The 12539-nt window shown below is 69.0% G+C and carries 10 protein-coding genes; all 10 read right to left on the bottom strand.

What is annotated here, in order from left to right; genetic code table 11:
* Positions 1-38: 38 nt before the first annotated feature.
* The 10 genes from ACIHFD_RS57185 to ACIHFD_RS57230 all read right to left on the bottom strand — a co-directional run bounded on the left by ACIHFD_RS57185 (position 39) and on the right by ACIHFD_RS57230 (position 12471).
* A complete protein-coding gene (locus ACIHFD_RS57185; RefSeq protein ID WP_397374074.1) occupies positions 39-950 on the bottom strand; it encodes a carbamate kinase in 912 nt (303 codons plus the stop codon).
* Positions 947-1876: an ornithine carbamoyltransferase gene (argF, locus tag ACIHFD_RS57190; RefSeq protein WP_397374075.1), complete on the bottom strand. Its 930-nt coding sequence runs from the start codon at positions 1874-1876 to the stop codon at positions 947-949. Before argF ends, ACIHFD_RS57185 begins: the two co-directional genes overlap by 4 nt.
* Positions 1873-3048, bottom strand: a complete 1176-nt coding sequence (locus ACIHFD_RS57195; RefSeq protein ID WP_397374076.1) for an arginine deiminase — start codon at positions 3046-3048, stop codon at positions 1873-1875. The genes argF and ACIHFD_RS57195 overlap by 4 nt, the downstream gene beginning before the upstream one ends.
* Positions 3045-4394, bottom strand: a complete 1350-nt coding sequence (locus tag ACIHFD_RS57200) for an amino acid permease (protein ID WP_397374077.1) — start codon at positions 4392-4394, stop codon at positions 3045-3047. Before ACIHFD_RS57200 ends, ACIHFD_RS57195 begins: the two co-directional genes overlap by 4 nt.
* 112 nt (positions 4395-4506) lie before the next feature.
* Complete coding sequence (locus ACIHFD_RS57205) at positions 4507-5838, bottom strand: wax ester/triacylglycerol synthase domain-containing protein (protein WP_397374078.1); 1332 nt, start codon at positions 5836-5838, stop codon at positions 4507-4509.
* Positions 5835-8132 carry a phosphoketolase gene (locus tag ACIHFD_RS57210; RefSeq protein WP_397374079.1) on the bottom strand — a complete coding sequence of 766 codons (2298 nt, stop codon included), beginning with the start codon at positions 8130-8132 and terminating at the stop codon, positions 5835-5837. Before ACIHFD_RS57210 ends, ACIHFD_RS57205 begins: the two co-directional genes overlap by 4 nt.
* Positions 8133-8203: 71 nt before the next feature.
* A complete protein-coding gene (locus tag ACIHFD_RS57215; protein ID WP_397374080.1) occupies positions 8204-9904 on the bottom strand; it encodes a GAF domain-containing sensor histidine kinase in 1701 nt (566 codons plus the stop codon).
* Positions 9905-10270: 366 nt separating this feature from the next.
* A complete protein-coding gene (locus ACIHFD_RS57220) occupies positions 10271-10738 on the bottom strand; it encodes a nitroreductase family deazaflavin-dependent oxidoreductase (RefSeq protein WP_397374081.1) in 468 nt (155 codons plus the stop codon).
* 18 nt (positions 10739-10756) lie between these two features.
* The gene (locus tag ACIHFD_RS57225; protein ID WP_397374082.1) at positions 10757-11665 is read right to left on the bottom strand and encodes an RNA polymerase sigma factor RpoD/SigA; all 909 of its coding nucleotides are present in this window, start codon (positions 11663-11665) and stop codon (positions 10757-10759) included.
* Positions 11662-12471, bottom strand: coding sequence for a universal stress protein (locus tag ACIHFD_RS57230; RefSeq protein ID WP_397374083.1), 810 nt, complete (start codon positions 12469-12471; stop codon positions 11662-11664). Before ACIHFD_RS57230 ends, ACIHFD_RS57225 begins: the two co-directional genes overlap by 4 nt.
* Between the last annotated feature and the right edge of the window lie 68 nt (positions 12472-12539).

Below are 12539 nucleotides of genomic sequence, written 5' to 3' on the forward strand. Positions count from 1 at the left end.
AGGGGCGTCCCTCACGTCTTCATGCGCCTTTGGTCCTCTCACCCGAAATGGGCGGGCACCGGCTGGATGCGGGTGCCGCGTGCGCCGGTGACCACGGCCGCGAGCTCGTCCAGTGCGCCGATGACCGCCGGCCGTCCGGTCGCCCGGGTGAACGCGCAGACCGCGTCGATCTTCGGTCGCATGGAGCCCGCCGCGAACGACATGGCCTCCAGCTCCTCCGGGGAGACGAGCACAAGGGGACGCTCGCGCGGGGTCCCGTAGTGTGCGTACACGTTCGGCACGTCGGTCAGGATGACCAGCAGATCGGCCTGAACCTGTTCGGCGAGCAGCGCGGCGACCAGGTCTTTGTCCACCACCCCCTCCAGGCCTGACCGATCGGCCGCGACCGGCGCCCCGCCTCCCCCACCGGAGATCACCACGCACCCGTCGTCCAGCAGTCGCTTGATGATGGGCAGTTCGATGACCCGGATCGGGTGCGGCGAGGGAACGACGCGCCGCATGCCGAACTCTTCCTTGGTGAACTCCCAGCCACGTTCGCGAGCCAGCCGTTCGGCCTCCTCCGTCGGGTAGTAGGGACCGATGGGTTTGTCGGGGTGGTCGAAGGCGGGGTCCGCGGCGGACACGACGACTTGGGTGACAAGCGCGCCGACCTGTGTGTCCGGCAGGCGGCGACCGATGCTCTGCGCCAGCCAGTAGCCGATCATGCCTTGTGTCTCGGCCACCAGCGTGTCCAGGGGGTAGCCGCGTTCCAAAGTGGGGTCGCGCTCGCTCTCCTCGGCCAGCAGCCCCACCTGAGGGCCGTTGCCGTGCACGATGAGCAGTTGGTGACGTTCGGCGACCCACGCCAGCTGCTCGGCGGCGGAGGCGACGTTGCGGATCTGCGTCGCGGCATCGGCCCGCTCGCCGCGGTGCAGCAGCGCGTTCCCGCCGATCGCGATGACGATCCTCACAGCGCACCGGCCAGATCGCGGGCGAGCAGTGCCTCGAGCACGGCCTGCGCAATGGGCAGCCGGTTGGCGGCCTGGCGGAACACCCGGGACGAGGGACCGTCGATCACCTCGGCCGTCACCTCCTCGCCGCGATGGGCGGGCAGGCAGTGCAGGAAGATCGCACCGGGCCCCGCGGCGGCCATCAGCCCGGCGGTGACCTGATAGGGGGTCAGCGCGGCGACACGCGCGGCTTTCTCTTCCGGCGGATCCCCCATGGACAGCCACACGTCGGTGTAGACGGCGTCGGCTCCCTCGACCGCCTCGTAGGGATCGTCGGTGAGCAGCAGTTCCCCTCCTGCGGAGAGCTTCCTGGCCATGGCTTCGACGGCCGGATCGGGCGCGTACCCGGCCGGGGTCGCGACGGCGATCGAGAGCCCGGCCAAGGCAGCGGCCTCCATGAGGCTGTGCGTGACGTTGGTCGCCGCACCGATATAGGCGATCTTCCGTCCGGGCAGATCGCCGGCGACCTCGCGCAGCGTCATCAGGTCGGCGAGCGCCTGCAGCGGATGATGGCCATCAGTGAGCGCGTTGATCACCGGTACGCGGGCCGCGCGGGCAAAGCTTCTCACCTCCTCGTCGTCGAAGGTGCGGATCACCACAGCGTCCGCGTACGAGCTCACGACATGGGCGGTGTCGGCGATGGTCTCGCCACGGCCGAGCTGCAGCTCGGCGGGACCGACGGTGAGCGGCGTCCCGCCAAGTCGGACCACGGCGGTCTCAGAGGAGATCCGGGTGCGGGTGGACGGCTTGGTGAAGTACAGCAGCACCGTCCGGCCGGCCAGCAGCTCGCGGGAGTCGAGGGGATGCCGCTGGAAGTGGTCGGCGCGGTCGAGCAGATGAGTCATGTCGTCCGGGGTCAGGTCGACTATGCGCAGCAGGTCTTTCACAGGGGGTTCCTTTCGATGGGGCAGCTCATGCAACGCGGGCCGCCACGGCCGCGTCCCAGCTCGGCGCCGGAGATGGTGATGACCTCGATGCCGTGCTTACGGAGCATGGTGTTGGTGGTGACGTTCCGCTCGTAGGCGACGACCACGCCGGGGGCGATGGCCAGCACATTGGTGCCGTCGTCCCATTGCTCGCGCTCGGCGGCCCACACGTCCTGCTCGGCGCGCAGGATCTGGCTCGCTCCGAGCGCCTCGAACAGGTCGTCGTTCTCCCGTACGCGCAGGCCTGGAGTGAGGGTGAACGAGCGCAGCGGCGGCAGTTCCGGGTAGGCCACGAAGACACCGCGGTCGACCATCGTCATCACGGTGTCCAGGTGCATGAAGGCCCGCTTCTTCGGCAGGGCGGCGACGATGACGCGCTCGGCGGCTTCGGCCTCGAACAGGCGGCGGGCGAGCAGCTCGATCGCCTGCGGCGTGGTGCGCTCGCTCATCCCCACCAGCACCGCGCCGTCGCCGACGACGTGGATGTCGCCGCCCTCGATGCTGGCGGGCTGCTCGGCCTCCGCCGGGAACCACACCGGCGCCCGTCCGCCGAACATCGGGTGGAAGGCGTACACGGCCGCCACGTGCGTGGTCTCGCGGCGGCGGGCCGGTTTGGCCATCGGATGCAGGGACACCCCGCCGTAGATCCAGGCCGAGGCGTCGCGGGTGAACAGGTGATTGGGCAGAGGCGGCAGGATGAAGTCGTCCTCGCCGAGCCCGGCCAGGCGCAGGCTGTCGGCTGCCAGACCGAGCTCGCGCTTGGTCAACCCGCCGATGAGATGGCGGGTCAGGGCGTCCACCGGCATCGCCTCCAGTTCCTGGCGAAGCGGGGGCGCGAGCGCAGGGCCGAACGCGGACTCGGTGACCACCCGGTCCAGGACCCACGCCCGGGCCTCATCCAGCTTGAGAGTCTCGGCCAGTAGCTCGTCGAAGAGGTGGACGGTCACGCCGCGCTCGCGCAGGGTGTCGGCGAAGGCGTCGTGCTCCTGGCGGGCCCGCTTGACCCAGAGCACGTCGTCGAAGAGCAGCTCATCGCAGTTGCTCGGCGTGAGCCGCATCAGCTCCAGCCCGGGGCGGTGCAGGATGACCTGTCGCAGCGTGCCCACCTCGCTGTCAACATGGAACACGCTCATGCCGCCTTCCTGTCGATACGGACGGTGTCGTCGCGGTCGCGGTACTTCAGCCACACGTAGACCGGAATGCCGGCGAGCATCAGCAGCGTCCCCTTGTAGACGACCTCGTAGCCGGACCCGGCGATGGTCCACAACGCGTAGGCGAACGCCACGACGGCGACCGTGGCGTCGCCCGCCAGCCTCCTGCCGGAGAAGTGCTCCCGGTCGGTGAGGGCCAGCATGAGCTGCGCCGCCGCGGCGTACGCGTACGGGATCAACGTGGTGAGCGTGGCCAGCAGGATCACGAAGTTGAACTGCTCGACCAGCCCGGCGTTGTAGTTCAACAGCATGAGCCCGGTGACCAGCACGCTGGAGACGACCAGCCCCACGGCCGGCGTGCCCCAGCGCGACGTCTTGGCGAACACCCGCGGGAACAGCCCGTCGCGGGCGGCGGCCATCGGCACCTGGCCCTGCAGCAGGATCCAGCCGTTGAGCGCGCCGAACGCGCTGACGATCGCGCCGATGGCGACCGCGGTGCCCGCCCAGCCGCCGAACATGGCCTCGGCCGCGTCCGCGAACGGTGCGGTGGACTCCGTCAACAGCGCGCGAGGCACGGCGGCGAACACCGCGACGGTGCCCAGGACGTAGACCGCCGCGGTAGTGATCGTGCCGATGACGGTGGCGCGGGGGATGGTCCGCTCCGGATCGTCGACGTCCTCGGCGGGCACGGTGGCCGACTCGATGCCGATGAACGCCCACAGTGTCAGCGCGGCGGCGGCCGTGAGGGCCCCGAACGTGCTCTGGCCGCTCGGGTTGAACGGGGTGAAGTCGGCGGCGTCGACGAAGAACGGCGCAGCCACGGCCAGCCCGACCAGGGGTAGCAATTTTGCGACGGTGGTGACGGCCTGGATCCAGCCACCCAGCCGCACTCCCCGGACGTTGACGACGGTCAACAGCCAGATCGCGGCCAGCGCGACGCCCGCGGCGAGCACGGCGGTGTCGGCGAGCACGGGCCAGAAGTAGCCGAGGTAGCTGACGAACGCCACCGCGATGGCGGCGTTGCCCACCCACACGGCGATCCAATATCCCCACGCGGTCTGAAAGCCGATGAAGTCGCCGAACGCGCGGCGGGCGTAGGCGTACGGGCCGCCGGTCTTGGGGTAGGCGCGGCCGAGCCGGGCGAATACCAGCGCCAGTAACAGCGCCCCGGTCGCGGTGAGCGCCCACGCCAGCAGACTCGCGCTGCCGAAGGCCGCCAGCGACGCCGGCAACAGGAACACGCCCGAGCCGATCATGTTGCCGACGACCAGCGCGGTCGCCATCCACGGCCCCAGCTTGCGGCGCCGCGTTAACGGAGTGACGGACATCGTGATCCCCTCTCGTACGATCACCGCCAGCACATCAACCTCGGCGGTTCGGGTACCGAGGCGTAAGCCATCGATCCGCCAGGACTTTCGTCCCTATCCGCCTGCCTGGCCGTCAGCTCATCGCGGTGAGTTCGTCGTGCAGCGCGCGGGTGAGGTGGGGCAGGTCGGTTACGCGCTCCGCGTCAGCGACGGTCGTGATCGTCAGGATGCCCGTGTAGGACAGCACGCTGAAGGCGATGGTCACATTTCCCCGTGCCAGCGCGATCGGGATGATCGTTCGCACACGCACGCCGTTGAAGAACAGCGGCTCCTCGGGGCCGCGCAAGTTCGTCACGGCGGTGTGAATCAGATGCTGGTGATTGAGCAGCCAGCCCATCATGTGGATGCGGGCGAGCATTCGGCCGACCCTCGCGAGCCACGGCGCCGAGACTCCTGGGGTCTCGGATTTCCGGGCTCTGGTGATCGTCGCGATGCGTTCTAGCCGGTGCGCGAGGCCGCCTCCGGTGGGAAGGCGGACGGGCATGACACCGACTTGGTTGCCGAGCCTGGCGGCGGTGGCGGATGTCCGTGCCGACACGGGGATGGAGACCACCAGATCAGGGACGCTCTCCCCGCGATGAGCCAGCAGGGTGCGTACGGCACCGGTGATCGCGGCGAGCACGGCGTCGTTGACGGTGCCGCCATGCGCGTGAGCGAACCGGCGGACGTCGTCGAGCTTCGCCGTGACGGCCACCAGTCGCTGGTTCCCACCGGCGGGCGCGTTCAGCGAACAGATCGCCGACCGCTGCGGAGCACCGACTTCAGCGGCGGCGCGCTTGACGGCCCGCCAGGTGTGAGGGAGACGGGTCAGAGCACGCAGCCGGGCACTCCATGCGTCAGCGGCGATCCGGCGAAGGGGCGGAGCGGGAACGGGAAACGCACGTGCGGTCGGCGCGGGCACCCCGTCGACGAGGCAACCGAGCACGACCAGACCGCCGACGCCGTCGGCGAGCACGTGGTGGAAGCAGACGATCATGCCGATCCTGTCGCCCGTCAGACCTGTCACCAGGGTCATCGACCACAGAGGCCGGGACGCCGCCAGTGGCCGGCTGATCACCGCGGCAGCGAGGTCGAGCAGCGCTCCTTCGTCGCCGGGTGGTGGGCATGTCGTGACATGCAGGTGGCGGTCCAGGTCGAAGGCCGGGTCGTCGATCCAGAGAGGCCGACCGCATCCGGGTGGGGTGGGCACGAGGCGTTGACGCAACCGCGGCACCGCGCCGACCCGCTCGGCGATCAGCCGGCGCGCGTGCGTCAGCTCGAAGCCCGGCCCGGTGTCCAGGATCAGGCAGGCGCCGACCTGCATGGGCACGGGGCCGATGTCGACCGCGAGGTTGAACAGGTCGCCGGTACTGGCACGATCGACACCGAGCGGGGCCGTATTCTCTTCGCGGCCGTCGGCTGTCATGGCCAGGTCCAGCCACTGATCTCGGGGATGTCCTCGCCGTGCTCGCGCGTGTACGCGCGGGCCCGCAGCCGTTCGTCGCTCATGCGCTGGCGCAGGTGCGCCGCCGTGGTGCCGAGCCCTGGGACGCGGTCGATGACGTCCATGACCAGGTGGAAGCGGTCGATGTCGTTGAGCATGGCCATGTCGAACGGCGTCGTCGTGGTGCCCTCTTCCTTGTAGCCGCGCACGTGGACGTTGGCGTGGCCGTGGCGGCGGTAGGTGAGGCGATGGATCAGCCACGGGTAGCCGTGGAAATTGAAGATGATCGGCTTGTCGGTGGTGAACAGGGTGTCGAACTCGGCGTCCGGCATGCCATGCGGGTGCTCCGACGGGGGCTGCAGCCGCATCAGGTCCACGACGTTGACGACCCGTACTTTCAGGGACGGCAGGTGCTCGCGCAGGATGGCAGCGGCGGCGAGGGTCTCCAACGTGGGGACGTCGCCGGCGCAGGCCAGCACGACATCCGGTTCTGCGCCGGAGTCGCTGGAGGCCCAGGGCAGGATGCCCAGGCCGCGGGTGCAGTGCGCGATGGCCTCGTCCATCGTGAACAGGTCTAGCACCGGTTGCTTGCCCGCCACGATCACGTTGACGTAGTCGCGCGAGGGCAGGCAGTGGTCAGCGACCGAGAGCAGCGTGTTGGCGTCCGGCGGCAGGTAGACCCGCACCACGGACGCCTTCTTGTTGACCACGACGTCGAGGAAGCCGGGGTCCTGGTGGCTGAAGCCGTTGTGGTCCTGCCGCCAGACGTGTGAGGACAGCAGGTAGTTGAGCGAGGCGACGGGCCGCCGCCAGGGGATCTTCTTTGACGCTTCCAGCCATTTGGCGTGCTGGTTGAACATGGCGTCGATGATGTGGATGAACGCCTCGTAGCAGTTGAACAGGCCGTGCCTGCCGGTCAGCAGGTAGCCCTCCAGCCAGCCCTGGCACAGGTGTTCGGACAGCACCTCCATGACCCGCCCGCCGGCGGCCAGGTGGTCGTCGGTCTGCTCGGTGGCGGCGTTCCAGGCCCGGGTGGTGGTGTCGAAGACGGCCTGCAGCCGGTTGGAGGCCGTCTCGTCCGGCCCCATGAGCCGGAAGCTGCGCGGGTTGGCGGCGATCACGTCGCGCAGGAACGTGCCCAGCACTCGGGTGGGCTCAGTGGATTGCCGCGCAGGTGCTTTGACCTCCACCGCATAGTCGCGGAAGTCCGGCAGCGCGAGAGGTTTCAGCAGCTCGCCGCCATTGGCATGCGGGCTGGCGCTCATCCGCTTCGCCCCTTCCGGCACCGTCTGCAGAATCTTCGGGACCGGGCGGCCGTCGACGTCGAACAGTTCCTCCGGCCGGTAGGAGCGCATCCACTTCTCCAGCATCGTCAGGTGCTCAAGGTTGTCGCGGACGCCGGACAGCGGCACCTGGTGCGCCCGCCAGGTCCCCTCGACAGGCAGCCCGTCGACTTCGCGCGGGCCTGTCCAGCCCTTCGGCGTCCGCAGGATGATCATTGGGAGGCGGTCGGCGCGGCCGTCCTTGTAAGCGGCGATCTGATCGAACACTTCATCCAGCGTGTTCGCCATCTGTTCGTGGTCGGGGCCGACGAGGTGCGGGCGGTAGCCGTGCCCCTCCATGAGCTTGAGCAGTTCGGACTCGGGGATGCGGGCGAGCAGGGTGGGGTTGGCGATCTTGTAGCCGTTCAGGTGCAGGATCGGCAGGACGACGCCGTCGCGATAGGGGTCGAGCAGCTTGTTGGAGTGCCAGCTGGCGGCGAGCGGACCCGTCTCGGCCTCGCCGTCGCCGACGACACAGGCGACCACGAGGCGTGGATTGTCGAAGGCCGCTCCATAAGCGTGCGCGAGCGAATACCCAAGCTCGCCGCCCTCGTGGATCGACCCGGGCGTCTCCGGCGCGATATGGCTGGGGATGCCACCCGGGAAGGAGAACTGGCGGAACAACCGCCGCATCCCTGCCGCGTCCTGGGACACCTCGGGATACTTCTCGGAGTAAGAGCCCTCCAGCCAGGCGTGCGCGACCGCCGCCGGGCCGCCGTGGCCGGGACCCGCGATGTAGATCATGTCCTGGCCACGCTCGGCGATGATCCGGTTGAGGTGGGCGAAGCAGAAGTTCAGCCCGGGCGTGGTGCCCCAGTGGCCGAGCAGGCGCGGCTTGACGTGCTCCGGCCGGAGCGGCTCCGTCAGCAGCGGGTTGTCCAGCAGGTAGATCTGCCCGACGGACAGGTAGTTCGCGGCACGCCAGTAGGCGTCGATGTACTGCATCGTCGTCATGGTGCCGATGATGTCCGGATCAGTCCGCGCGCCCTAGGGACCTTGGTCCCCTTCTCGTGGGTCGCGGGACCTCACAGCGGGACGTGCCAGCGTAGCCGCGTGCCTTTCCCGTCCGGGCCCGGGCTCTCCAGCTCTGCATTACCGCTCAGGTGGCCGGCCCGTTCCTCGATGTTGCGCAGGCCGCTTCGACGACCGCTCTCCCCCAGACCGACACCGTTGTCCGAGACCGTGAGGGTGAGACTGTCGCTCGCCGTGTCGACGGAGACCTCGGCGCGGGTGGCGTGAGAGTGGCGTACCACATTGGATAGGGCCTCCCGCAGGACGGCCAGCAGGTGCTCGGCAACGGGTTCGGGCACCAGCGTGTCGATCTGCCCTTCCATGCGCAAGCCAGGCATGAAGCCCAGATGGCTGCCGGCGCCTTCCACCAGGTCCACGATCTGCGCCCGCAGGCTGGGCGTGTCCTGGTCGTGGGAGACCTGCAGGGCGAAGATGGACGAGCGGATCTGCCGGATCGTCCCATCCAGTTCGTCGATACCGCGCTGCAGCCTTTTGGCCGCCTCCGGATGGTCCACCAACCGCACCGTGCTCATGAACGTCATCGCGGTCGCAAACAATCGTTGGATCACCACATCGTGCAAGTCCTTGGCGATCCGATCCCGGTCCTCCAGCAGCCCCAGCCGCTCGGCGTCCCGGCGCGCCTCGGCCAGTTCGAGCGCAATCGCCGCCTGGCCGGCGAAAGCATGCAACATCTGTAGTTCCGCGGTGCTGAACGGCAGCCGCCCACTCCGTTTGGCCAGCGTGAGCACCCCGCGCACGTTCGGCGGAGTGCCAAGCGGAACCATGAGCCCGGGGCCATAACCCAGCCGCCGCAGCGGTGAGTCCGGATAGGGAGCGCTCTGCATGTCCGCGTCGGACATCGGCTCCCCCTGAACGAACACGTCGCCCGCGAGCGTGGCCGAGACCTCGAAGGCGGTTCCCAGCACTTCCTCGGCACCCTCTCCTTCAGCGACCTCCACACGCAGCGCGTCTCCCGCCGGGTCCGGCAGCAGCACCTGGACCAGGTCGGCGTCGCTCATCTGGCGGGCGCGGGCGGCCACCACGGTGAGCACATGACCCGGTTCGGCGCCGGACAACAAGCTTGTGGTGACCTCCGAGGACGCCTGCAGCCAGGTCTCGCGCCGCCGCGACATCTCATACAGCCGGGCGTTCTCCACGGCGACGCCGGCGGCGGTGGCCAGCGCTATCACGATGGCCTCGTCCTCCTCGTCGAACTCGCCGCCGCCGCGCTTCTCGGTCAGGTAGAGGTTGCCGAAGACCTCATCCCGCACCCGTACCGGGACGCCGAGAAACGTCCCCATCGGCGGGTGGCCCGGCGGAAAGCCGTACGACTCGGGATGGTCGGAGATGCGGCTCAGCCTGAGCGGCCGCGCGTCCTTGATCAGCAAGCCGAGGAGGCCCAGGCCGTGTGGCCAGTGCTCGATCCTGGCGATCTCCTCCTCGGTCAGCCCCACCGGGATGAACTGGAGCAGCGTGTCCTCGTGGCCCACCACGCCCAGCGCGCCGTAGCTGGCGTCGACCAGCTTGGTCGCGGTCTCCACGATGCGCCGCAGCACTGTCTCCAGATCGAGGTCGCTGCCCACGGACACGACGGCTTCGAGCAGTGCGTGCACCCGGTCCCGGGTGGCCAGCACGGCATTGAGCCGTACCTGCAGCTCTGCCAGCAGTTCATCGAGCCGCATCTGCGGCATCAACGGACGGTGCTCGCTTTCCATACGGGTCAGTCTCGCACCACGCCAAAACGCTGCCTAGCTTCCTTGCCCACATGTCCAGGCGCGCTTTCTGAGGACTTTCCGCGGTTCCAAAGTCAGGGTCTCCGAAGCCCCTCGTCCCTACGAATCCGCGATGGAAGGCAATGTGCCATGGAAGGGAGAACCAAAAGGAGCGGACCATGCGAATCACAGTGAGAGGTCATGACAGCGCGGGCGATCGCTGTCAAGGCGGATACTCCGTTCAAGGACGTCGCCGAGGTACTCGTGACGAACGGGATCAGCGGGCTGGCGGCGCGCGTCCGATCTCTTTGAACGCAAGGATGGCGGCACCGGCACCTGACCAGTGTTCCGAGGCACGATCTTTGGCTCCTATGAGGACGTGGTGATGCGGAAGACAGGGACCCCAGCCGCGATCCGCTCGTACTTCTCCGGTGGTGCGTGCCGGTCCACAGGCATGTGCGGGCGCGCGCCCGGCGCCAGGTCCAGATAGCGGCGCAGGATGGGGGCTCGTAGCGCGGGCTCGACCTCTTCGAGACGGACGGCTCGGCACCGGCCGTGGCGCAGCACCGCCCGGCCCCCGGCTGCGCGCACGTTACGCACCCAGTTGGTGTCGGGCCCCAGCATCGCCACCAGGTAGCGCTCTCCTTGGTAGTCGGCCACCACCAGCGGGAAGGAGATGACGTGGCCGGTACGGCGCCCGGCCACCTCCAGGGTCACCAGGCACCTCACCAGCCCGGACGAGTGAAGCACGCGCCAGGCCCGGTTCATGGCCCGGGCCACGCGATTCGGCCGTCCGCCACGATAGAGCCAGTGGTGCCAGCGCCCTGATCGTTTCACGAGTTCACCTTCTCAATGTCAGCTCGCCCACGCGTACAGCCCTCGACGGCTCCCGCGTACGCGCATGTGGGCCAGCGATTCCTTCTCCAGCTGGCGCACCCAGTACGGAGTCAAGCCGAGCTTCTCGGCGACCTGTCGCGGTGTGTGCTCGGTGTGCCCGTCCAGGCCGAAGCGCAACCGCATGATCAACGCCTGGCGCGGCGCCAACCCGTCGACGAGTGAGGCGAGCAGATCCTTCAGTGCATCGTGTTCGACGAGGTGCTCGGCAGACAGGGCGGCCGTGTCCTCCACCAGCTCACCCAGCGTCGACTGGTGCCCTCCCGCTCCCACGAGCACGTCAAGGCTGGCACATCCCTGTGGCAGGCAGCGCAGGGCGTTGAGTCGGGCCGGTTGCAGTCCGGCTTCCTCGGCCAGCTCACGCTCCGTCGGGCGACGTCCGAGCCGGTGCGTGGTCACGATCTCCGCATGCGCGACCTTGGCGAACTGCTCCTGAACGCCGATGGGCAGCCGGATCGTGGGCGCATACTCCAGCCCTCGCTGGATGGCCTTGCGGATCCACCAGGTGGCGACGGTGGAGAACCGGTTGCCCCGGGTGTGGTCGAACCGCCCGACCGCTTCGATCAGTCCCAAGTTGCCGTCCTCGATCACGTCGGCGAGCGATAGACCGCGATGCGCATACCGCCTGGCGATGGACACGACCAGACGCAGGTTCGCCTCGATCATGTGCTTCCTGGCCGCCCGCCCATCGGCGGCCGCCGCCTCCAGTTCGCGCCCCCCATTCCCCTGAGCGATCAAATGAGCGGCGCAGGCTCCTGCCTCGATCCGTGTGGCAAGCTCCAACTCCTGCTCGGCGGTCAGCAAGGGAGTGCCGCCGATCCGCGCCAGGTAGTCGCTCAGCTGATCGTGCCGAGCCGGATCGGCGTTCACCGGGCGCTCCTGACCACGACCAGCGGGCACGGGGACTGCTGGAGCAGTTCCTGACTGACCGAGCCAAGGACCATCCCGGCAAACGCGCCATGCCCATGCGAGCCCACCACCAGCAGGTCGGCGCCGCCAGCGGCCTGGCGGAGCACCTCGACGGGATGGCCGTGCACCACCTCCTCGACGAGGGCGACGTCCGCGTGCCATCCGGCGGACGGCCACGTCACTTCGGACACCTCATCAAGGGCCGCGCGGCCTGGCTGTGCATAGCTCGTGGCATGGACGGCACGCAGCCGCGCTCCTCGCAGGCGCGCCTCTGCGAAGGCGAATTCAAGCACCCGGGCCGAGGCCGGCGAGCCGTCGATCCCGACGACGATCTCACCGCGCGGCAGCGAGGGCAGCCCGCGGACCACCACGACGTCGCAGGGGGCGTGCCCGGCCACGCCATGGGCGACCGAGCCGACAAGCATCCCGCGGAAGCCGCCGATTCCATGACTGCCGACCACCAGCAGCTCAGCCTCCTTCGCTGCGGTGATCAGTGCGGCCCGCGGGTCATCGGCGAGGAACGCGGTGTCCACGGTGATCTTCGGTTCCTCCCTTCGTGCCCGCTGCTCGGCCGCCGCGAGCACGCTCCTGCCGCCTTCACGCAGCCATCGGGCCACTTCGGCGTAGCGGTCGGTCTCGGTCTCGTACGCCCACTTCGGCATGGCGTGCGCCACCATCAGCGGCACCTCCCGCAAGGCCGCCTCCCGCGCGGCCCACCCGACAGCCTCCAGCCCGGCCTGCGAGCCGTCCACTCCGACGAGAATCATGGCTTCCTCCCTGTGTCCCCACCAGCACACGTTGGAAGAGGCATCGCTCCCAAGCGCCTAAAGACCTC

The organism is Nonomuraea sp. NPDC051941 (genome assembly GCF_044593615.1).